Origin of the sequence: Clostridium gasigenes (assembly GCF_017348895.1) — a bacterium.
Lineage (GTDB): Bacteria > Bacillota > Clostridia > Clostridiales > Clostridiaceae > Clostridium > Clostridium gasigenes.
In genome coordinates this window covers 210,570-231,181 of the sequence record NZ_CP071376.1, presented here as the reverse complement: position 1 = coordinate 231,181, position 20,612 = coordinate 210,570, and the positions used below count along the sequence as shown (strand labels likewise).

General features: G+C 29.6%; 20 protein-coding genes. 19 read left to right on the top strand and 1 reads right to left on the bottom strand.

Annotated elements, in window-relative coordinates:
- Positions 1-29 precede the first annotated feature (29 nt).
- The gene (gene recJ, locus J1C67_RS01120; protein WP_167866197.1) at positions 30-1,802 is read left to right on the top strand and encodes a single-stranded-DNA-specific exonuclease RecJ; all 1,773 of its coding nucleotides are present in this window, start codon (positions 30-32) and stop codon (positions 1,800-1,802) included.
- Positions 1,803-1,982: 180 nt separating this feature from the next.
- Here the strand turns inward: recJ and J1C67_RS01115 are convergent, their stop codons facing one another.
- Positions 1,983-2,162 carry an alpha/beta-type small acid-soluble spore protein gene (locus J1C67_RS01115; RefSeq protein ID WP_089971785.1) on the bottom strand — a complete coding sequence of 60 codons (180 nt, stop codon included), beginning with the start codon at positions 2,160-2,162 and terminating at the stop codon, positions 1,983-1,985.
- A gap of 156 nt (positions 2,163-2,318) precedes the next feature.
- Between J1C67_RS01115 and J1C67_RS01110 the strand changes: the two genes are divergently transcribed.
- The 18 genes from J1C67_RS01110 (at position 2,319) to fliM (ending at position 20,611) form a co-directional block, all read left to right on the top strand.
- Positions 2,319-3,401 carry an undecaprenyldiphospho-muramoylpentapeptide beta-N-acetylglucosaminyltransferase gene (locus J1C67_RS01110; protein WP_167866198.1) on the top strand — a complete coding sequence of 361 codons (1,083 nt, stop codon included), beginning with the start codon at positions 2,319-2,321 and terminating at the stop codon, positions 3,399-3,401.
- 163 nt (positions 3,402-3,564) lie between these two features.
- Entirely contained in the window at positions 3,565-3,990 is a 426-nt protein-coding gene (locus J1C67_RS01105) for a flavodoxin (RefSeq protein WP_167866199.1), read from the top strand.
- 42 nt (positions 3,991-4,032) lie between these two features.
- On the top strand, positions 4,033-7,542 hold the full coding sequence (nifJ, locus tag J1C67_RS01100) for a pyruvate:ferredoxin (flavodoxin) oxidoreductase (RefSeq protein WP_167866200.1): 3,510 nt from the start codon (positions 4,033-4,035) through the stop codon (positions 7,540-7,542).
- A 235-nt stretch (positions 7,543-7,777) separates the two neighbouring features.
- Positions 7,778-8,179 (top strand): DUF1292 domain-containing protein, encoded by a 402-nt coding sequence (locus tag J1C67_RS01095; protein WP_167866201.1) that lies wholly within the window; start codon positions 7,778-7,780, stop codon positions 8,177-8,179.
- Between the two features lie 191 nt (positions 8,180-8,370).
- Positions 8,371-9,186, top strand: coding sequence for a PHP domain-containing protein (locus tag J1C67_RS01090; protein WP_167866202.1), 816 nt, complete (start codon positions 8,371-8,373; stop codon positions 9,184-9,186).
- Between the two features lie 66 nt (positions 9,187-9,252).
- Positions 9,253-10,455, top strand: a complete 1,203-nt coding sequence (locus J1C67_RS01085; RefSeq protein ID WP_167866203.1) for a pyridoxal phosphate-dependent aminotransferase — start codon at positions 9,253-9,255, stop codon at positions 10,453-10,455.
- Positions 10,456-10,502: 47 nt separating this feature from the next.
- The gene (locus tag J1C67_RS01080) at positions 10,503-11,141 is read left to right on the top strand and encodes an HAD-IB family hydrolase (protein WP_167866204.1); all 639 of its coding nucleotides are present in this window, start codon (positions 10,503-10,505) and stop codon (positions 11,139-11,141) included.
- A gap of 14 nt (positions 11,142-11,155) precedes the next feature.
- Positions 11,156-11,947, top strand: a complete 792-nt coding sequence (locus tag J1C67_RS01075; protein WP_167866205.1) for an aminotransferase class IV — start codon at positions 11,156-11,158, stop codon at positions 11,945-11,947.
- Between the two features lie 101 nt (positions 11,948-12,048).
- Complete coding sequence (locus J1C67_RS01070) at positions 12,049-13,830, top strand: flagellar assembly protein A (RefSeq protein WP_167866206.1); 1,782 nt, start codon at positions 12,049-12,051, stop codon at positions 13,828-13,830.
- A gap of 13 nt (positions 13,831-13,843) precedes the next feature.
- Complete coding sequence (locus J1C67_RS01065; protein WP_167866207.1) at positions 13,844-14,290, top strand: chemotaxis protein CheW; 447 nt, start codon at positions 13,844-13,846, stop codon at positions 14,288-14,290.
- A 50-nt stretch (positions 14,291-14,340) separates the two neighbouring features.
- Positions 14,341-14,793, top strand: a complete 453-nt coding sequence (locus J1C67_RS01060) for a chemotaxis protein CheD (protein WP_167866355.1) — start codon at positions 14,341-14,343, stop codon at positions 14,791-14,793.
- Between the two features lie 21 nt (positions 14,794-14,814).
- Complete coding sequence (locus tag J1C67_RS01055) at positions 14,815-15,393, top strand: CheB methylesterase domain-containing protein (protein ID WP_167866208.1); 579 nt, start codon at positions 14,815-14,817, stop codon at positions 15,391-15,393.
- Between the two features lie 8 nt (positions 15,394-15,401).
- Positions 15,402-16,169, top strand: coding sequence for a CheR family methyltransferase (locus tag J1C67_RS01050; RefSeq protein ID WP_167866209.1), 768 nt, complete (start codon positions 15,402-15,404; stop codon positions 16,167-16,169).
- Positions 16,170-16,183: 14 nt separating this feature from the next.
- On the top strand, positions 16,184-18,190 hold the full coding sequence (locus tag J1C67_RS01045; protein WP_167866210.1) for a chemotaxis protein CheA: 2,007 nt from the start codon (positions 16,184-16,186) through the stop codon (positions 18,188-18,190).
- Between the two features lie 17 nt (positions 18,191-18,207).
- Positions 18,208-18,807, top strand: a complete 600-nt coding sequence (locus J1C67_RS01040) for a chemotaxis protein CheC (protein WP_167866211.1) — start codon at positions 18,208-18,210, stop codon at positions 18,805-18,807.
- Between the two features lie 16 nt (positions 18,808-18,823).
- Positions 18,824-19,183, top strand: coding sequence for a response regulator (locus J1C67_RS01035; RefSeq protein ID WP_167866212.1), 360 nt, complete (start codon positions 18,824-18,826; stop codon positions 19,181-19,183).
- A gap of 23 nt (positions 19,184-19,206) precedes the next feature.
- Positions 19,207-19,605 carry a chemotaxis protein CheW gene (locus tag J1C67_RS01030; protein ID WP_167866213.1) on the top strand — a complete coding sequence of 133 codons (399 nt, stop codon included), beginning with the start codon at positions 19,207-19,209 and terminating at the stop codon, positions 19,603-19,605.
- 16 nt (positions 19,606-19,621) lie between these two features.
- On the top strand, positions 19,622-20,611 hold the full coding sequence (gene fliM, locus J1C67_RS01025; protein ID WP_167866214.1) for a flagellar motor switch protein FliM: 990 nt from the start codon (positions 19,622-19,624) through the stop codon (positions 20,609-20,611).
- Position 20,612: the final 1 nt, after the last annotated feature.

The following is a 20,612-nucleotide window of genomic DNA, read 5'->3' as shown; positions in this document are numbered from 1 at the left end:
AAAAAATTAAGCAAGTAGGGGGTCTATAAATGAGGGAAAAATGGGTTGTAATTAATAAAAAAGAAGAATTTGAAAAGCTCTCTAAAAATGTTAAAGAAAATCCTTTAGCCTTAAGAATATTAGCTAATAGAGGGATAAGTACAGTAGAAGGGGCTAAAAAGTTTTTGAGTCCAGACATAAATAATCTTTATGATGGTTTTTTATTAAAAGATATGGATAAAGGTGTGGATATAATAAGGGAAGCTGTGATTAATAATAAAAAAATAGTTATTTATGGTGATTATGATTGTGATGGAGTTATAAGTACTGTTATTTTATATAAAGCACTAAAAAAAGTTGGAGCTAATTTTTCTTATCATATTCCACATAGAGAAGAAGAAGGATATGGTATGCATAGTGGAAGAATTCAAAAGCTTAAAGATGAAGGCCATGATGTTATATTAACTTGCGATAATGGAATTTCAGCCTTTGAAGAGGTTAAGCTTGCTAAAGAACTAGGAATGGAAGTTGTTCTAACTGACCATCATGATATTCCATTAAAAGAAGTAGATGGGGAATTTGTATCTATAATGCCTAAAGCAGATGCTGTAATAAACCCTAAAAGAAATGATTGTACCTATCCATTTAAACATCTTTGTGGAGCGGGAGTAGCGTTAAAATTCTCACAATGTCTTTATAAAAAAATGGGAATTAAGGAAAATGAATACAAAGAACTTATTGAATATGCAGCTATTTCAACTGTATGTGATGTGGTAGATCTTTTAGATGAAAATAGAATAATAGTTAAAAATGGCCTTAAAATGATAAATAAGACTAATAATAAAGGATTAATTGAACTTAGAAACGTAACTGGGTTACAGGAGAAGGAAGTCAATGAATATCATTTAGGATTTGTAATAGGCCCTTGTATTAATGCAACAGGGAGATTAGAAACAGCTAATCTTTCAGTAGATTTATTAATTACAGAAGATGAAAGAAAAGCAAAAGATTTGGCTAAAAAACTTTATGATTTAAACGCTAGAAGGCAAGAACTAACAAAAGATAGTGCAGAAAGAATAGTAGAAAAAATAGAAAAAGAAAATTTCCATCATAATAAGGTTATAGTTGTTTATGATGAAGAAATACATGAAAGTATTGCAGGAATTGTAGCAGGAAGAATGAAAGAGAGATATAATCTTCCTTGTATAGTATTAACAAAAGGAAAAGAAATGCCAAAGGGTTCCGCAAGATCCATAGAATGTTATAATATATTTGAAGAATTATCTAAGTGCAAGGATCTTATGAGTAAATTTGGAGGACATCCAATGGCAGCAGGATTATCATTACTAGAAGAAAATATTCCAAAACTTAGAGAAAAATTAAATAATATATGTACATTAACAGAGGAAGATGTTAAGCCTGTAGTTAAAATAGATTTACCATTGCCACTTCAATACTTAGACGAAGATTTAATTAAAGTAATTGAAGGGTTAAGACCTTTTGGGAAAGGTAATCCTAGTCCATTATTTGCAGTAAAAGATGTAGAAATAGATAAAATATGGTTAATTGGAAAAGAAAAAAACTATCTAAAATTAAGATGCAAAATTCCAGGAAAAAACTCAGCCATTGATGGATTATCTTTTGATAAACTTGAATATTTTAAAGAAGTGTATATTGATAAGTATGGAGAAGAAGTATTTTTAAAAGCTTGTGATAGTAATTGTATTAGAGGGAAAATAGACTTGATATATTATCCGAATGTAAATGAATTTAATGGTAGAAGAACTGTTCAACTGATGATAAAGAATTTAAGAATATCATAATGTTTAAGGCTCTTTCAAAAATGATAATAGATCAATTTTGTAGTCTATTATTTTTTTTCAGGTGTCTAAGAAAACAAAATTAGAGTATCTAAAAATAAGATACTCTAATTCTTTAGTATTGCAATTCTAACTTTAATGCAATATTGTGAAATAAAGGGTTAACAGTTCCAAAGGATACTATTAGATTCCTTTTTCATAGCTCTCTACCATTTTCTTAACCATTTCTCCACCAACGCTTCCGCATTGTTTTGATGAAAGGTTTCCGTTGTAGTCAGTAAATGGTACACCCATTTCATTAGCTACTTCAGTTTTGAATTTTGATAGACCGTTCTTAGCTTCTGGTACTAAAGTTTTTGCCATTATTGTCACCTCCTTATTGATGATGATTATAGCTTGCGTAACTTTTGAAAAAATATAACAAGTAATTGAAGGAAAAAGTGGTAATAATATTAAAAATGTAAGTTTTATTTAAAATAGATATTATAAAATTAAAGATAGATTTAAGGAGTGATTCATATGAGTAAATATAAAATTATTATGACTGGCGGAGGAACTGCAGGTCATGTTACACCAAATCTTGCATTAGCGCCAAAATTAAAAGAAAATGGTTTTGAAATTAAGTATATTGGAAGCGTCCTTGGAATAGAAAAAGAGATTATTAAAGATGCAAAAATACCTTATTATGAAATATCCTCAGGTAAGCTTAGAAGATATTTTGATATGAAAAATTTTTCTGATCCATTTAAAGTAATGAAAGGTGTTTTTCAAGCAAGTAAGATATTATCAAAAGAAAAGCCTGATATAATATTTTCAAAAGGTGGATTTGTTGCAGTGCCAGTTGTTATTGCAGCATCTATGAAAAAAATACCTGTAGTTTCACATGAATCAGATTTAACTCCTGGACTTGCTAATAAATTATCAGCACCTTTTTGTAAAAAGTTATGTGTAACTTTTAGAGAAAGTTTGAATTATATAAAAGATGGTAAAGGTGTTTTAACAGGAACTCCTATAAGACGAGAAATAATTGAAGGAAGCAAGATAAAAGGAAAACAAATATGCGGGTTTAAAGATAATAAAGATATACTTCTTGTAATTGGAGGAAGTTTAGGTGCAAAAAGTATTAATGATGAGGTAAGAAGGAATATAAAAGAAATTCTAAAAGAATTTAATGTTATTCATATTTGCGGCAGAGGAAACTTAGATAAAGAGTGTGAAAAAATAAACGGATATAGACAATTTGAATATGTAAAAGAAGATTTGCCACATTTCCTGCAAGCAGCTGATTTTATAATTTCAAGAGCAGGCGCAAATGTAATTTTTGAACTTTTAGTTCTTAGAAAACCAACCTTATTAATTCCTCTTTCAAGGAAAATAAGTAGAGGAGATCAAATATTGAATGCAAATTCTTTTGAAAAGGAAGGATTTTCATTAGTATTAGATGAAGATGTTATGATGGAATCTGATTTATTAATGATAAAATTGACTGAACTTAAAGAAAAGAAGGATATTTTAATAGAAAATATGCAAAATAGTAAGTTAAAGAACGGTGTTGATGAGATAATTAAAGTAATTGTACAATGTATAGAGTTAAACAAGTGAAATACCCTAATTTATAGAAGATTAAGGGATATTAGCCTAATATAAGATTTCATAGACTTGCAAAAACAAAATAGTGGTATATAATAAAATAGTCAAGTAAAAATAGGTAATAAATATCCAAAAAACAGACCATATTTATGGTTAAAGGATGGAGTGCTGTAATATGAAAAAAGTATCAATTATTTATTGGAGCAATGGTGGCAATGTAGAAGTGCTTGCTAATGCAATAGCAGAAAGTGCAGAAAAATATGGTGCGAATGTTACTGTTAAACATGTACAAGATGCAACTATTGAAGATGTAACCATGGCAGATGCAGTAGCATTTGGAAGTCCTTCTATGGACAATAATAAAATAGAACAACATGAAATGGAGCCATTTATAAAAGAATTTAAATTGCTTCCTAACAATAATAAAAAACTTGTTTTATTTGGTTCATATGGATGGGACGAAGGACAATTTATGAAAGATTGGGTAGTTAGAATGGAAGACTACAAATTTAATGTAATTGCAAACTTAGCCGTTAAAGAATCACCAAGTGATAAAGAACTAGAAATAGCTAAAAAACTTGGCGAGGAATTGACTAAATAGATTTAGAAGAAATTTTAATTTATGGAAGAGAGGTCAAATATAATGAGAAAAATGAAAACAATGGATGGAAATACAGCTGCGGCACATATTTCGTATGCATTTACTGATGTAGCAGCAATATTCCCAATTACACCTTCATCACCAATGGCAGAACATGTGGATGAATGGATGTCACAAGGAAAGAAAAACATATTTGGACAAACGGTTAAGGTTATGGAAATGCAATCAGAAGCTGGAGCAGCAGGTGCTGTTCATGGTTCGTTACAAGCTGGAGCATTAACAACAACTTATACTGCATCGCAAGGATTATTATTAATGATCCCAAATATGTATAAAATAGCAGGCGAAATGTTACCTTCAGTTTTTCATGTTGCAGCTAGAGCTTTAGCTACATCATCATTAAATATATTTGGAGATCACCAAGATGTTATGGCAGCAAGACAAACAGGTTTTGCAATGCTTGCAGAAGGATCAGTTCAAGAAGTTATGGACTTATCAGCTGTTGCGCATTTAGCTACAATAAAATCAAAGATACCATTTATGAACTTCTTTGATGGATTCAGAACTTCACATGAAATACAAAAAATTGAAGTTATTGAATATGATGAATTAGCAGCATTAGTTGATCAAGATGCATTAGCAGATTTTAGAAGTAGAGCAATGAACCCTAATCGCCCAGTGACTAGAGGAACAGCTCAAAATCCTGATATATATTTTCAAACAAGAGAATCAGTAAATAGATTCTATGATGAAATTCCTGATATTGTTGAAAGCTATATGGCTGAAATAACAAAACTAACTGGAAGAGAATATCATTGTTTCGATTACTATGGAGCAAAAGATGCAGATAGAATAATAGTTTCAATGGGATCATCAACAGATGTTATCGAAGAAACAATAGATTATTTAAATGCTAATGGAAATAAAGTTGGACTTGTAAAAGTAAGACTTTACAGACCATTCTCAATAGAAAAATTATTGAAAGTTATACCTGCAACTGTTAAGTCAATTGCTGTTTTAGATAGAACAAAGGAACCAGGATCAATTGGAGAACCTTTATACTTAGATATTAGAAGTGCATATTATGGACGTGAAAATGCTCCAGTAATAATTGGTGGTAGATATGGACTTGGATCAAAAGATCCAAACCCAACTCATATAGCTGGTGTATATGCTGAATTATGCAAGGAAAATCCTAAGAATGGATTCACTATAGGTATAGTTGATGATGTTACACATACTTCATTAGACGTTGTTGATATAGATGCAACACCTAGTGGTACAAAAGCATGTAAATTCTGGGGACTTGGATCAGATGGTACTGTTGGAGCTAATAAGAGCGCTATCAAAATCATCGGAGATCATACAGATATGTTTGCACAAGGTTACTTTGCATATGATTCAAAGAAATCAGGTGGTATAACAGTATCTCATTTAAGATTTGGTAAAAAACCAATTAAGTCACCTTACTTAATTGATAAGGCTGATTTTATTGCATGTCATAACCAAGCATACGTTTATAAATATAACGTACTAGATGGATTAAAGAAGGGAAGTAACTTCTTATTAAATACTATATGGACACCAGAAGAAGTAGAAGAAAAGTTACCAGCTTCAATGAAGAAATATATAGCTCAAAACAATATACAATTCTACACTTTAAATGCTGTTAAAATAGCACAAGAAATTGGTCTTGGTGGAAGAATCAACATGATAATGCAAGCTGCTTTCTTTAAGATAGCTAACATTATTCCAGTTGAAGATGCTGTTAAGTACTTAAAAGATGCCGTTGTTAAATCATATGGTAAAAAAGGTGAAAAAGTTGTTAACATGAATTATGCTGCAATCGACAAGGGAGTTCAATCAATCATTAAGATAGATGTTCCAGCTCATTGGAAAGATGTAGTTGTAGAAAAAATTGTTGAAGATGACACAATACCAGCCTTCGTTAAAAACATAGTTAACCCTATGACTAGACAAGAAGGTTTCGATTTACCAGTTTCAACATTTATAGGAATGGAAGATGGTACGTTTGAAGCAGGTACTGCTGCATATGAAAAAAGAGGCGTAGCTGTTAATGTTCCTGAGTGGGTTCAAGATAATTGTATCCAATGTAATCAATGTGCTTATGTTTGTCCTCATGCTGTAATAAGACCATTCTTATTAAATGAAGATGAAAAAGCAAATGCACCAGAAGCAATGAAGATTGTAGCTGCAAAGGCATTAAAGACAGAAGAGACTACTTACTACAGCATAGGAATAACTCCTTTAGATTGTACTGGTTGTGGAAACTGTGCTCAAGTGTGTCCAGCACCAGGAAAGGCTTTAATTATGAAGCCAGCAGATACACAAGAAGAACAAATAAAAGTTTGGGAATATTCAGTTAATGAAATATCACCTAAGAAAAATCCAATGAAGAAAGAAACAGTAAAGGGTAGTCAATTTGAACAACCATTACTTGAGTTCTCAGGAGCTTGCGCTGGTTGTGGAGAAACACCTTATGCTAAATTAGTTACTCAATTATTCGGAGATAGAATGATGATAGCTAATGCGACAGGATGTTCATCAATTTGGGGAGGCTCTGCTCCAGCTACACCATATACAAAGAATCATAATGGCCATGGTCCAGCTTGGGCTAACTCATTATTTGAAGATAATGCTGAATTCGGAATTGGTATGTATCTAGGGGTTAAGGCTATAAGAGAAAGAATAGCTTCAAACTTAGAAGCAGTACTTGCTGAAGAAATTTCAGAAGATGCTAAAGCAATCCTTAAAGATTGGATTGATAATATAGAAAACGGCGAAGGCACTAGAGATAGAGCTGATAAAACATTAGCTGTTTTAGAATCATTAAAATGTGAATCAGTTAAAGAAGTATTAAGAGATAAAGAATACTTAGTTAAGAGATCACAATGGATATTTGGTGGAGATGGATGGGCTTACGACATCGGATACGGTGGAGTTGATCATGTATTAGCATCAGGTGAAGACGTAAATATCCTTGTATTTGATACAGAAATGTACTCAAACACTGGAGGTCAAGCATCAAAATCTACACCTACAGCTGCAATCGCTAAGTTTGCTGCAGCAGGTAAGAAAACTAAGAAGAAAGATCTTGGTATGATGGCAATGACTTACGGTTATGTATATGTAGCACAAATATCAATGGGTGCAGATAAAAACCAAACTCTTAAAGCTATAGCAGAAGCTGAAGCTTATAAGGGACCATCATTAATAATAGCTTATGCTCCATGTATAAGCCAAGGTATTAAGATTGGAATGGCTAATAGCCAAGAGGAATCTAAGAAAGCTGTAGAATGTGGATATTGGGGTCTTTACAGATTCAATCCATCACTACAAGGAACTAAGAATCCATTTACTTTAGATTCAAAAGAACCAAAGAGTGATTTCAGAGAATTCTTAATGGGAGAAGTTAGATACTCATCATTAGCAAAGGCATTCCCTGAAGCTGCAGATGCTTTATTTGAAAAGACAGAAAGAGATGCTTTAGAAAGATTAGAAGGATACAAGAAATTAGCTAATCAAAAATAGAGTTTCAAAATAGATAAGGGCTTAGGCCCTTATTTTTTTTGAAAATACCTTAAATAAAAACTTAGTAATTATAACAAAAGAGGAATAAAAAGGTATGAAAATTAAAAAATAAGCTAATTTTACTAAGTTTTATGAAAAAAATCCTTAAAATGCTTTTATTTTATTTGATTTAAGGGTAGAATTAATTAAGACGACATAAGATATTTTAAATGTCTAATAAAAGGAGGAATTTAATATGAGTAAAGAATTAAACAAATGTTGTAGTACAGAAGGAAATGAAGGTTGTGGATGTAGCCATGATCATGAAGAACATAAAGGTTGTGGAGATAACTGTGGTTGTGGACACGATCATGAAGCAGAACATGAAGGTGAATGTGGAGATGACTGCGGATGTGGAGATCACGAAGACTTCGTAGTAGATTTAGAAAATGAAGACGGAAGTGTTGTATCATGTCCAATAATAGATGCATTCGAATTTGAAGAAAATGAATACATCTTAGCTCAAAACCCAGAAGAAGATTCAGTTTACTTATTCAGATCAACTGAATCAGGAGAACTAGAAGTTCCAGATGAAGTTGAATTTGATAGAGTGTCAGCTTATTATAGTGAATTAGCAGATGAATCACAAGAATCATAAGAAAAAGATGCCTTAGGGCATCTTTTTTTTGCTTATTAATTTACAATTTATTTTAATAGTGATATATTTTTATTATAAGATATAAGAATAGAGAATTATTTTTAAATATTTAAGGGGTTTAAAGACGAAATATACCATAATATTATTAGTTATTTAAAAAAATCCCTAATACGAGAAAAAGGGTGTAAGAAATGAAATATGCAGATTTACATATTCATTCATGTTATTCTGATGGAACTATGACACCAGAGGAAATTATTTGCTTAGCAAGAGAAAAGGGTGTAAAAGTTATATCCATAACAGATCATGATTCAATAGCATCTCAGTATGTTGCAAATAGTATATGGCAAGATGTAAGTATAATACCTGGAATAGAATTAAGTACAGAATTTCAGGAATTAGAAATACATATGCTTGGTTATAATATAGATATAGGGAATGAAAGTTTAAAAGAAGTAGTTAATAAATTGAATAAGTCTAGGCTAAATAGAATAGAAAAGATGTTGTTTGAGTTAAAAAAATATGGAATTCATTTAGGGTTAGAGGATTTAGGTATTGATTTAGATTCTACAGTTGGAAGAAGTCATATTGCTAATGCTATGGTTAAAAATGGATACTTTGATAATTATAAAGCGGCGTTTACATCCTATTTAGTTAAAGGAAAACCAGCTTATGTAAAAGGCTTTAAATTAAATTATAAAGAAACTTTGCAATTAATAAGTACATCAGGAGGTATACCGGTCCTTGCTCATCCAGGTCAAATGTGTAGAGGACTTGGAATAGAAAAGATAATAAAAGATCTAAAATGTTATGGATTAAAAGGAATTGAGGTATATCATCCAAGTCATACTAAAGAACAAACAAATTATTTTTATAATTTAGCAACAAAGTATAAACTTTGTATAACAGGAGGAAGTGATTATCATGGAAAACAATCATTTCATGATACTGGGCTTGGAAGCTATGGAATAAATGAAGTGTTATTAAATAAAATAAATAAGAAATAAGGCGCAAAATAGATTAGTACAAAGATTAGTTATTTAAAAAAGTGCCTAAAATGGGGGGATAAATATATGAATTTATCAAAAAAAGCAATAGGTATTAATCCATCAATAACTCTTTCAATAACAGCAAAGGCTAAAGAACTTAAAGAAGCTGGAATAGATATAGTTAGTTTTGGAGCAGGGGAACCGGATTTTAATACTCCAGATAATATTATTAATGCAGCTATAAAAGCAATGAGAGAAGGAAAGACAAAATATACTCAAACAAGTGGTGTTTTAGAACTTAGAAAAGCTATTTGTGATAAATTTAAGAAAGATAATGAATTAGAGTATAATCCTAATCAGATTATAGTTTCGACTGGAGCAAAACAAAGTTTGGCAAATGTTTTTATGGCAATATTAAATCCAGGTGATGAGGTTATAATACCAGTACCATATTGGGTTAGTTATCCAGAACTTGTAAGGATTGCTGATGGAAAACCTGTTTACGTTCAAACGGGAGAAGATTGTAATTATAAATATACAATAGAAGCCTTAGAAAATGTAGTTACGGGTAAAACCAAAGCAATATTATTAAATAGTCCAAATAATCCAACAGGAACAATATATTCAAAAGAAGAATTAACTAAGATTGCTGAATTTGCTAAAAAATACAATTTAATAATAGTATCAGATGAAATATATGAGAAATTAATATATGATAATAAGAAACATGTAAGCGTAGCTTCTATTTCAGAAGATGCATTTAAAAGAACTATTGTTATTAATGGATTATCAAAATCTTATGCAATGACAGGGTGGAGAATAGGATATGCGGCAGCACCACTAGAAATAGCAAAGTTAATGGTAAGTATACAAAGTCATATGACATCAAATACAAATTCTATAACACAATATGCAGCCATTGAAGCTTTAACAGGAACTCAAGAGAATATAAATTCTATGATAGTTGAATTTGAAAAGAGAAGAAACTTTATGATGAAAAAAATTAATGATATAGGCGGATTAGATATTATTAAACCAAATGGTGCTTTTTACGTTATGATAAATATAGAAAAATTCTTTAATAAAGAATTAAATGGAAAAAAAATTACTAGTTCTTTAGAGTTTTCAGAGTTATTATTAGATGAAGAGAAAGTTGCGGTAATTCCAGGAGCTGCATTTGGATTAGATAATTATATAAGAGTATCATATGCAACATCTATTGAGTTGATTGAAAAAGGTTTAGATAGACTTGAGGTCTTTTTACGAAAACTCAGCACAGCTCAATAAGTGAATATGCCAAAATAAAAGTAAGCATGAATTTAAAGGGGAAAATCATGGATAAATTAGCGATTTTTGATGTAGACTATACAATAACAAGAAAAGAAACATTAATGGAATTATTTAAATATGTTATTTCAAAGGATAAGAAAATGATTAAATTTTTGCCAAGAGCAATATTTAGTGGGACAATGTATGGAGTAGGAATTTATGATGAAAGAAAAGTTAAAGAGAAATTCCTGAAATTTATAGATAAAATAGAAGAAAAACATTTAGTAGATTTAGTTAAGTCTTTTTATGAGGAAAGATTAAGTAAACTATTATATAAAGATGCATTAGATATGATGAAGAAGTTAAAGCGTGAAGGTTATAAGATATTTTTAATTTCAGCATCACCAGAGTTTTATTTAACAGAATTATATGCAATTAAAGAAGTAGATTTAATTATAGGAACTAAATTTCTTTTTGAGGAAGGTAAGTTTGCAAGGAAAATGGATGGGTTTAATTGCAAAGGTGAAGAAAAGGTAAAAAGGTTAATGGAAGTTATAGAGAAAGAAAATATTGATGTTGATTTTGAAAATTCATATATGTTTTCAGATTCACTTTCAGATAAACCATTATTAGATTTAGTTGGAAAACCATATTTAATAAATTATAAAAAGAAGCATGAGTTTGAAATACTAAAGTGGAATTAAGAAGGAGGATACTGATGGAAGCGATTAATAGTTTTTTCATTGAGGATGGTCATTTAGATTCAACAAAGAATTTCAATGATGAAAAAAATAGTAAAGATAAAATTATTTATGAAGTAATAAGAATAAATAATGGGGAACCATTATTTTTAGAAGTACATTTAAAGAGAATGGAAAAGTCATTTAATCTTATGGATAAGAGTTTTCCTTATGAATACAATAAAATAGCTGAATATTTAGAAAGAGTTATATCCGCTAATCATAAAAAAGAAGGAAATGTAAAAATTACATTTAATATTGATGAAGATTTAATGAAAGTGTTTTATATTAAGCATATATATCCAACTGATGAAATGTATAAAAATGGAGTAGATACTATTTTGTATCATGGAGAAAGACATAATCCAAATGCGAAAGTAATTGATTGCAAATTTAGAGAAAAAGTAAATGAAGAAATAAAAAAGAAAAATGCATTTGAGGCAATACTCGTTGATAATAATGGATATATAACAGAAGGAAGTAAATCTAATATATTTTTAATTAAAGATAATAAGTTATTTACTTCGAAGATAGAAGCTGTATTACCAGGGGTTACAAGGGGAAAAATTATAGAAATTGCTAAAAGTGAAAATATAGATTTTGATGAAAAGAACAGTAAATATACAGAATTAGAAGAAATAGATGCAATGTTTATATCAGGAACTTCTCCAGGAATACTACCCATTTCTAAAGTGGATAGTATTATTATGAATGTTGATAATGAAATTATGAGAAAACTTATGGATCTATATAACAATAAAAATGTTTAATGAAAAAATTAATATAGTTTAAAACATATAAAAAAATTTAATACATCTATAGAAAGCTATGGTATACTGTATAATATATATAATATATTTAGGGGGACATTATGGATAAAGTGGGTACTGGGTTAGACACTAATGATATAGAGAATTTAAATGGAAGTGTAGAAGTAAAGAATGGGAAAATAATAGTTAAAAATCCAATAGGGTCTGGAGAATATGCTAAAATTATATTAAATAATGATTGTAAGTTATTTGTTAATGGGAAAAAAATAAGAGAAACTTCAATAGTTAAAGAAAATGATGAAATAGTATTTGATAGAGAAGAGATTAAAGGTAAGAGACATATTAATATAAAAACTAATGTAGATAATACAGAAGCAAGAGTTAATATAAATTATGAAACAGGTTTTAGATATGAAATAAAAAATGCTATAGAAAATAATGTTTTAGCACTAGAACATAATGAGGTAAGGGGTGAACTGCCTCCTTTATTTACAGCAACAGAGATTGTAAATTATCTTCATGAAAATAAAATAATAATGGGTATAAAAAAAGAAGAAATTAAATTAATAGAACAAAGTAGAGATATAAAAGATTTTTGTATTGCGGCGTCAACTCCACCAGAAGAACCTGTGCAAGATAAAATTAAATTTGTATATAATGTCAATAAAGATGAAGAAAATACAGATACTATGAGAAAAATAGATTATAAAAATAAAATTTTAATAGAAAGTGTAAAGAAAGGAGACATAATAGCCGAAATAATAAAAGGAAGCTTAGGTAAAGAAGGAATAAGCATCTACGGTAAGAAAATAAAGACTAAACCAGTAAAAGAGTTAAAATTTAAAGTGGGTAGTGGTTGCAGCTTAGAAGGAAATAAAATATTAGCTACTATAGATGGAAAAATATCTGTTGGGAAAAATATTTTTCAGGTAAATAAACTACATACTGTTAATGGAGATGTAGATATAAAAAGTGGAAATATTAATTTTCATGGAGATGTTAAGGTTAATGGAAAAGTAACTGAGGGAATGAATATAGTTGCTAATTCTATAAATGTTGTAGGTGGTACCTTTAAAGCAAATATTAAAGTAAATGATAGTTCTATAGTACTTGGTAATATAGTCAATACAGAAATTAAAATAGGTGGACAAGACCTATTAAAACAAAAAAAAGGACAAGAACTATTATTGTTAAAAGAGCAACTGCAATCTCTTTTAGAAAATATTATTTTCTTGAAAGAAAAAAAGTTAATTGATGAAAATTTAACTGATGGGTATTTGGTAAAAACTTTAATTGAAAGTAAATATAAAACAATACCAAAGAATTGTACAGCTATAATTGGAATAGAATTAGCTAACTTAGATGGTAAGTCAGAATTAATTTCTATAATTAGAAAAAAATTAATAGGTGTAGGCCCAATTAATATAAAGAAATACACTGAAATTGAAGAAATTATAGAAGTGCTAAATAATGAAATGGAATTACTTGAAATTGAAAATACTTTAAGTAAAGACTTGATAATTGAATATTGCCAAGAGGCAGATATTGAAGTTACAGGTAATGTTTCGATTATAGGTAAAGGAAGTTATATTTCTAAAATTTTTGCAATGGGGAATATAGAATTTACTGGAGAAAAATCTCAGTGTAAAGGTGGATATTTGAAGGCTGATGAACTTATAAAAGTAAATGTTGTAGGAAATGAAGTTGGGGTAGGAACTAAATTGCAGGTTGAAAAAAATGGTCATATATATGCAGATGTAGCATATGAAAATACTATATTTATAGTAGGAAAAAGAAAACATGTTCTGCTTAAAGATTCTAAGGATGTACATGCGTATAGTGATAAAAATGGAGAAATTATAGTAGATAAGTTATATTTATAAGGAGGGAAAAGTAATGAAAGAATTTAAAATATTAGTGTTTGAGTTAAATAAAGAGCTTTATGCAACTGATATAATGGAAGTTGAAAGAATATTAGGCTATGAAATACCAACTCAATTACCAGAATCACCAGAGTTTTTAGATGGAGTTATTAAGTATGAAGATGGAATATTACCTATAATTAATTTAGCTAATAAGTTTAAATTAAAAAGTAAAGCTATTAGCGATGAAAACAAGCTTATAGTTATAAAAAAACAAGTGGGTAAATTTGCCATACTTGTAGATAGTGTTTGTGAAGTTATAAATATAAATGAAGAAGATATAGATGATCCAAGAACTATATCAACTTTTATTTCACAAAAATACATAAAAGGATTAGTTAAAAAAGAAAAGAAAATAATAATAATACTAGATTTATCAAAAATATTAACAGAAGAAGAAGAAGAAGCAATAGTATTTTAGAGGTGAACTTATTGAATGAGAATATAGAGGTTAGAGTAGGTATAGCTGATATGAAAATAGTTAAAAATCCAGAAAAAGTTTTAACTATTGGACTAGGTTCCTGTGTTGGAATATCATTTTATGATAGAAGAAAAAACATAGCAGGCCTTGCACATATAATGCTTCCAGATAGCACTAAGTTTAAAAAAATAACTAATGAAATGAAATATGCAGATTTAGCAGTTCCTATATTATTATCAAAAATGAAAGCTTTAGGCTGTGAAACCAGAAATATAGAGGTAAAGATAGCTGGTGGAGCATCTATGTTTCAATTTGCAGATAGCAAAATAATAAGTGATGTAGGGAAAAGAAATATAGAAGCAGTTATAGATATAATGAAAGTAACTGGGATGCGTATAATAGCTAGTGAAGTTGGAGGCAACAAAGGAAGAACAATGATAGTTAATTCAAAAGATGGAATAGTTGAAATAAAGAGTATAGGTTTAGAAATAAAGCGTATTTAACAGAAAGTAGGATTTAGTAATATGGCTGTAAATAGTTATGATGTAATAGTTATAGGTGCTTCAACGGGAGGGCCAAAGACTGTAGAGAAGTTGTTAATGGAATTGCCAGGAGATTTAGGCGTAGCGGTATTGATAGTGCAACATATGCCTAAGGGGTTTACTAAATCTTTTGCAGATAGATTAAATAGGTGCTGTGCTATAGAAGTCTTAGAAGCAAGTGATGGAATAAAGATAGAAAAGAATAAGGTTTATATAGCACCGGGTGGATATCATATGGAAGTTATAAAAGGTGAGAAAATCATCTTAACTGATGGACCAAGCATATGGGGCGTAAAACCTGCTGTAGACAAATTATTTGTATCAATATCTAAAGTGTGGAAAGGTCGGGCTATATCGGTAATATTAACAGGAATGGGTAGAGATGGAGCAGAAGGTACTAAAGCTATTAAAGCTGTAGGTGGAACTACAATATCTCAAGACGAAGAAAGTTGTGTTATATATGGGATGCCAAAAGCTGCTTATGAAACAGGGGCAGTAGATTATGTTTTACCTTTAGATAAAATAGGTTTTAAAATCAAGAGTTTATTGAATAAACGATAGGAGAATTTATGGATTTTGATGATTTTAATAAATGGGCATTTAAAGAACTAGGTATAAATTTAGAAGCATATAAGCAAGAACAACTTAATAGAAGAATAACTAGTTTAATGTCTAGGGTTGGAATAAAAGATTTAAATGAATATAAAAAAGCTTTACTTAGTGATGAGGATCAAAAACAAAAGTTTTTAGATTTTATAACTATTAATGTAACTGAATTTTTTAGAAATACAGAATTGTTTAAAGAGTTAGAGAGCAATATAAAAAAAGATTTATTACCTAAAAATAATAAATTAAAAATATGGAGTGCAGCATGCTCTATTGGTTGTGAACCTTATAGCATTGCAATGATAATGCAGGAGATAAGTCCAACTGGTAAACATTCTATTATTGCAACAGATATTGATTCAACAATTTTAAAGAAAGCAAAAGAAGGAGTATTTGGAGAAGCAGATATAAAAAATGTGCAAAAAAATATTCTGGATAAATACTTTATAAAAGAAGATAAAAAATTCATTGTAAACAAAAATATTAAATCTATGGTTACATTTAAAAAACACGATCTTATTGTAGATAAATATGAAAAAGATTTTGATTTAATAGTATGTAGAAATGTTGTTATTTATTTTAAAAATGATGTTAAGAAGGTTATTTTCCAAAGATTTAATGAGTCTTTGAAAAAAGGCGGATTACTTTTTGTTGGAGCAACAGAGAGTATATATAACTATAAAGAATATGGATTTGAAAAAGTGTCAACTTTCATTTATAAGAAAGTATAAAAGGAGAGGGGAAAATGGATACATCACAATATATGAACATGTTTCTTGAAGAATCTATGGATAATCTGCAAACTTTAAATGAAGCATTGCTATATTTAGAGCAAAGTCCACATGATGTGGATAAATTAAATGAAATATTTAGAGTTGCGCATACTATTAAAGGAATGGCAGCTACAATGGGATTTAGTGATATAGCAGAACTAACTCATAAAATGGAAGATGTCTTATCAAAGTTTAGAGAGGGCAAATTAAAAGTAACTGAATATGTTGTTACAATATTATTTGAGTGTCTAGATACACTTGAAAAAATGGTTAATAACATTGAAAACGGTAATGATGAAGCTATTGAGATAAAAACAGTTATGGCATCTTTAGATAAAATTGCAAATGAAGAAAATGATAAGCCCGAAGAAGTTATAGAGGAAATTGTTGAAAAAAATATCAAAGAAGATTTGAATGAGTATGATATATCTGTTGCAAAGCAAGCTATTGAAAGTGGTATGAATGTAATAAATGTTAATATTACACTTAGTCAAAATACAATTTTAAAATCAGCTAGAGCATTTTTAATAGTTCAAGAACTAGAAGCACAAGGCGAAATTTTAAAATCAATACCATCAACAGAGGATATTGAAAATGAGCAATTTGATTTAGAATTGTACTTTATGCTAATCACAAGTAGTACAAAAGAGGAAATAAATAAAATAGTTAGTAATATTTCTGAAGTAAGAAAAGTTGAAGTAAGCGATGTTGAGGTAACTAATACCGAAGCAACAAATATTGAAGCAACAAATATTGAAACAAAAGAAGAAGAAATTATAAAACCAAAGGAAATAGTATCTAATAAAAAAGAAGAACAAACTAAAGTTGAAAAGAAAAAGGATGTTAAGAAGGCTCATCAATCTGTAAGAGTTGATCTTGATAGAATAGATAAATTAATGAACATGGTTTCAGAACTTGTTATTTATAGAACTAGATTAGAACAAATAGTTATAGATGATAAATCGCAGGAATTAGTTGAAACACTAGAGCAAGTAGAAAGAACAACTTCTGAGTTACAGGAGTTAGTTATGAAAATAAGAATGCTTCCTTTAGAAGTTGTATTTAATAGGTTCCCAAGAATGATAAGAGATTTATCATTAGAACTAAATAGAGATATTGATTTTGTTGTAGAAGGGGCTCAAACAGAGCTTGATAGAACTGTAATAGATGAAATAGGAGAACCTTTAATACATCTACTTAGAAATGCTGCAGATCATGGAATTGAAAGCAGAGAAGCTAGAATTGCACAAGGCAAAAACCCTCAAGGAACAATAAAATTAATAGCTTATCAAGAAGGTACTAAAGCTTTAATTAAGGTTACAGATGATGGTGCTGGAATAAATGTAGAAAAGGTAAGAGCTAAGGCTGAAAAAGTTGGAATTAACACTGAGGGTATGAGAGATAATGATTTAAAAAATCTTATTTTTGCTCAAGGATTTAGTACTAACGAGGTAGTTACAGATGTATCTGGTAGAGGAGTTGGAATGGATGTTGTAAAAACAAAAATTTCTGCCTTAGGAGGATCTGTAGAGGTTGTAAGTGAAGAGGGCGTTGGGTCAACATTTATAATAAAACTTCCGCTTACATTGCAAATTATACAAGCCTTACTTGTGAAAGTTGGTAATGAAACTCTAGCTATTTCTCTTGGATTTATAGATAGAGTAATTGATTATAAAGAAGAAAACATAAAGAAAACTAATGGTGAAGAAGTTATTGTCTATAGAGAAGAAATTATTAACTTAATAAGGTTAAATAATAGATTAGGTATAGACTCAGAAGAAAAAGAAAAAAGTTTTATTATCATAGTTAAGGTAGGAGGCAAAACAGTAGGTTTATTGGTTGATTCTTTACTTGGACAACAAGAAATAGTAATAAAACCATTAGGAAAGACATTAAGTTCCTTAAAAGAATATATTGGAGCTACCATTTTAGGTAATGGATTGGTAACATTAATATTAGATGTTGCAGTATTAATTTAGATAGGAGGGAACAATAAGTGAATTATAGTAACTTAAACCCACTTCAACTAGATGCGTTAAGAGAAGTATCTAATATAGGTGCAGGAAATTCAGCAACAGCATTATCAATTCTTTTTTCTCAAAAAATAGATATGGCTGTACCAAATGTTGATATAATAAAATTTGACAAATTATTAGATAACTATGGAGAACATGAAGTTGTAGCGGTACTTGTAAGAGTACTTGGAGAGCTTTCTGGAAGCGTTTTATACATTTTTGAAAAAGATGTAGCTTTTAATATAGTAGAAAAGTTAACTGGTAGCACAGAAAGACATATGGATGAAATGGCGATATCAGTAATAAGTGAAATTGGAAATATAATTTCATCTTCATTTATGAATGCTATATCACAATTTATAAATGTTGAAGCTATAGTTTCGGTACCAGCAGTTGCTAACGATATGATAAGTGCAATATTAATTTCAACATTTATTGAAGCGGGACAGTATGACGAAGATATTTTAGAGATTGAAACAAATTTTATTGGGGATGAAAGTAGTAAAATAACAGGACATTTTTACTATGTCCCAGGTCCGGGTGCTTTAGAGCAAATTTTAAAATCATTAGGAATAGCCTAATTTTGGAGGGATAAATATGACAAGAGTATTAATAGTAGACGATGCAGCATTTATGAGAATGATGGTTAAGGATATACTTCAAAAGAATGGGTTTGAAGTAGTTGGAGAAGGGTGTAACGGACTTCAAGCGGTTGAATTATATAAACAAGAAAAACCAGATGTAGTAACAATGGATATTACAATGCCAGAGATGGATGGAATTGAAGCAGTAAAACAAATAAAGGCATTTGATCCAAGTGCAAAAATAGTAATGTGTTCAGCAATGGGACAACAATCAATGGTTATGGATGCTATAAAAGCAGGAGCTAAAGATTTCATAGTAAAACCATTCCAAGCAGATAGAGTACTTGAAGCTATCAATAAAGTTGTTGGCTAATAGTTTATTAGGAGGCAAGTTAAATGCAATTTGTAGTATTTAAATTAGGGGAAGAACACTTTGCAGTGGAAACTGAAAAGATACAGAGCATAAATGATATGATGATAATAACAGAGGTGCCTAACTCACCAAATTACATTAAAGGATTAATAAATTTAAGAGGAAGTATCAAGTCATTAGTTGATATAAACTTGCTTTTGAATATTGTTTCTGAAAAGAAGCAAAATAATATTATTATACTTAAGTTGTATGAAGAAGAAATAGGTATATCAGTAGATGAGGTTGAAGAAGTTATAGAGGTGGATGAAATTAATATACAAAATTTACCGGCATATACAGCTGAAAATTACATCAAAGGAATAATTAACTTAGATGGAAAATTATTTACAGTTATAGAAATAGAAAAGCTGTTAAATAAATAAGAAAAGAGGGAAGAAAATGGCAGAGGTTTTATCACAAAGTGAAATAGACGCCTTGTTGTCTGCCCTATCTACAGGGGACGTAGAAGGAAAAGAGCTAATAATTAAAGATGAAGATGTGCATAAAGTTAAAAAATATGATTTTAGAAGTCCTCAAAAGTTCTCAAAAGATCATATTAGAACATTAGAAATGGTTCATGATAATTTTGCTCGTATTATATCAAATTATCTATCAGGACAGCTAAGGAAAAATGTTAAAGTTGATATTCAAAGTGTAGAGCAAATAACTTATGAAGAATTTATACACTCTATTCCAAACCCAACAATAATTACATTATTTAAGATGGCACCACTTCAAGGCAATATTTTACTTGAAATTAATCCGGAGTTTTCTTTTCAAATATTAGATATATTGCTAGGTGGAACAGGCGAGAGAATAAGTGTTAATAAAGAATTTTCAGATATAGATAAGAATATAATGAAGGAAGTTACAACTGATTTGATAAAAAACCTAGTGCTAGCCTGGGAGGAAGTGTTGGAAGTTGAACCCGTTTTTGAGGAGCTAATAACAAATCCTACAGCTAACCAAACTTTAGCACCAAATGAAGCTGTTGCATTATTAAACTTTTCAGTTGAAATAGGAAAGAAAACTACATATATGAATCTTTGCATTCCATATTTAAGTGTGGAAAAAGTCTTAGATAAATTAATAGTTCAATATTGGTTCCGTAATGAAGTAACAGATGCGTTAGAAGAATCTACAGAAAAGATTAAAGATTTATTAAAAACAGTAGATGTCTCTATGAGAGCTGAAATTGGAGACGTAGAAATAACAATAGATGAGTTTTTAAAATTAGTTAATGGAGATGTGCTAAGGCTAGGAACAAAATGTAATGAACCAGTAAAAGTGTTTGTAGAAGATGAAGAATGCTTCCTTGCAAAGCCAGGTATAGTTGGTAAAAATATTGGAATAGAACTTTTGGATATTATAGATAAGGATGTGAGATAAA

Excerpts from the sequence above, each read along its gene's own strand:
- fliM (WP_167866214.1), top strand. The coding sequence starts at position 19,622 with ATGGCAGAGGTTTTATCACAAAGTGAAATAGACGCCTTGTTGTCTGCC.
- recJ (WP_167866197.1), top strand. The coding sequence starts at position 30 with ATGAGGGAAAAATGGGTTGTAATTAATAAAAAAGAAGAATTTGAAAAG.
- J1C67_RS01035 (WP_167866212.1), top strand. The coding sequence starts at position 18,824 with ATGACAAGAGTATTAATAGTAGACGATGCAGCATTTATGAGAATGATG.
- J1C67_RS01115 (WP_089971785.1), bottom strand. The coding sequence starts at position 2,162 with ATGGCAAAAACTTTAGTACCAGAAGCTAAGAACGGTCTATCAAAATTC.
- J1C67_RS01065 (WP_167866207.1), top strand. The coding sequence starts at position 13,844 with ATGAAAGAATTTAAAATATTAGTGTTTGAGTTAAATAAAGAGCTTTAT.
- nifJ (WP_167866200.1), top strand. The coding sequence starts at position 4,033 with ATGAGAAAAATGAAAACAATGGATGGAAATACAGCTGCGGCACATATT.
- J1C67_RS01080 (WP_167866204.1), top strand. The coding sequence starts at position 10,503 with ATGGATAAATTAGCGATTTTTGATGTAGACTATACAATAACAAGAAAA.
- J1C67_RS01095 (WP_167866201.1), top strand. The coding sequence starts at position 7,778 with ATGAGTAAAGAATTAAACAAATGTTGTAGTACAGAAGGAAATGAAGGT.
- J1C67_RS01050 (WP_167866209.1), top strand. The coding sequence starts at position 15,402 with ATGGATTTTGATGATTTTAATAAATGGGCATTTAAAGAACTAGGTATA.
- J1C67_RS01045 (WP_167866210.1), top strand. The coding sequence starts at position 16,184 with ATGGATACATCACAATATATGAACATGTTTCTTGAAGAATCTATGGAT.
- J1C67_RS01070 (WP_167866206.1), top strand. The coding sequence starts at position 12,049 with ATGGATAAAGTGGGTACTGGGTTAGACACTAATGATATAGAGAATTTA.
- J1C67_RS01090 (WP_167866202.1), top strand. The coding sequence starts at position 8,371 with ATGAAATATGCAGATTTACATATTCATTCATGTTATTCTGATGGAACT.
- J1C67_RS01060 (WP_167866355.1), top strand. The coding sequence starts at position 14,341 with ATGAAAATAGTTAAAAATCCAGAAAAAGTTTTAACTATTGGACTAGGT.
- J1C67_RS01085 (WP_167866203.1), top strand. The coding sequence starts at position 9,253 with ATGAATTTATCAAAAAAAGCAATAGGTATTAATCCATCAATAACTCTT.
- J1C67_RS01075 (WP_167866205.1), top strand. The coding sequence starts at position 11,156 with ATGGAAGCGATTAATAGTTTTTTCATTGAGGATGGTCATTTAGATTCA.
- J1C67_RS01110 (WP_167866198.1), top strand. The coding sequence starts at position 2,319 with ATGAGTAAATATAAAATTATTATGACTGGCGGAGGAACTGCAGGTCAT.
- J1C67_RS01105 (WP_167866199.1), top strand. The coding sequence starts at position 3,565 with ATGAAAAAAGTATCAATTATTTATTGGAGCAATGGTGGCAATGTAGAA.
- J1C67_RS01030 (WP_167866213.1), top strand. The coding sequence starts at position 19,207 with ATGCAATTTGTAGTATTTAAATTAGGGGAAGAACACTTTGCAGTGGAA.
- J1C67_RS01055 (WP_167866208.1), top strand. The coding sequence starts at position 14,815 with ATGGCTGTAAATAGTTATGATGTAATAGTTATAGGTGCTTCAACGGGA.